This window comes from Thermogutta sp. (assembly GCF_039793925.1).
GTDB lineage: Bacteria > Planctomycetota > Planctomycetia > Pirellulales > Thermoguttaceae > Thermogutta.
Window position 1 is genome coordinate 1 of sequence record NZ_JBAMME010000125.1, and the last position, 1,259, is coordinate 1,259.

The following is a 1,259-nucleotide window of genomic DNA, read 5'->3' on the forward strand; positions in this document are numbered from 1 at the left end:
GGAAATTTCCACCAAGTTTTTGGAAGACTTTGCCGATTATTCCGACAACGACGATTGCGGCGGTATTGCCGAGAAAATCGGTTGTGTCGAAGCGATTCGATCTCGCTTCACCCGACGAGGGCTCATGCGAACCATGAAACACCGTTACCCCAATGTCCTGCAGCCTCGCAGGCAACCGAAATCCCCCGGTTTAACGGACCGAACGGTCCTCTGGATCGCCCTCTGCGGTTGCCTGGGTTTGCTCTCTTCTCCAGGTTGCCGAACCATGGACTTCTACGACCGGGGTCTGGAGCAGACGGCCGCCCAGCCGGAACTCGAACCGCCGCGGGAGTTGGCCAAGGTCTCCCTTCCCGCTTACCGGCTGGAACCACCAGATGTCGTGCAGATCGAAGTGCCCAAGATGGTTCCCCTGCCCCCGTACCGGCTGGAAGTCTATGACGTTTTGCAAATTGACGTGATCGGCACGCTCATCGACCAACCCATCAGCGGCTATTACATGGTGGAGGCGGAAGGGACGGTCAATCTGGGGCCGGCGTATGGCTCGGTGCGGGTGGTGGGGATGACGGTGGCCGAGGCCCGCTGGGCCATTGAGGCCCATCTGCGGCAAATTCTGCGGGCCCCGGAGGTCTCGGTGCAACTGGCGCGGGCGAGTGGCCTTCAGCCGATCAGCGGGGTCTATCTGGTGTCGCCCGATGGCACGATTAATTTGCGGCAGTACGGCGCGGTGTACGTGGCGGGGCTGACGCTTCCGGAAGCCCGTGAGGCCATCCGCCGCCATCTCAGCCAGTTTCTGGATTCCCCGGAGGTGTCTCTGGAAGTGCTGGCCTACAACAGCAAGGTGTATTACGTGATCACGGAAGGGCCGGGAGAAGACGACAGCGTGATCCGCCTGCCCTGCACGGGCAACGAGACGGTCCTCGACGCGATTGCCCAGGTGGGCGGGATCTCGCAGGTTTCCAGCAAGCGGATCTGGATTGCCCGACCGTCCCCGGCAGGGACCGGTTGCGAACAGATTTTGCCGGTGGATTGGAATGCCATCACTCGGGGCGGGAACACGGCGACGAACTATCAGATTTTGCCCGGTGACCGGATTTTCATTGCCCACGACGACATGATCGCCTTCAGCACATGGATCGACAAGATGGTGTCGCCGGTGGAGCGGTTGTTTGGGTTCACGGGACTGGGAGCGTCGACTGTCCGCTCCCTGCAGACCATGGGCCGTGGATTTAACCGCAACCGCATCGGATTCTGAGGTGTGA

Annotated in this window: 1 protein-coding gene; it reads left to right on the plus strand. The window is 60.9% G+C overall.

The features are described 5' to 3' along the window. Positions 1-1,252, plus strand: a 1,252-nt coding sequence (locus tag ABJK56_RS04735) for a polysaccharide biosynthesis/export family protein (protein ID WP_347243515.1), incomplete at its 5' end; no start/stop codon positions are given. Positions 1,253-1,259: the final 7 nt, after the last annotated feature.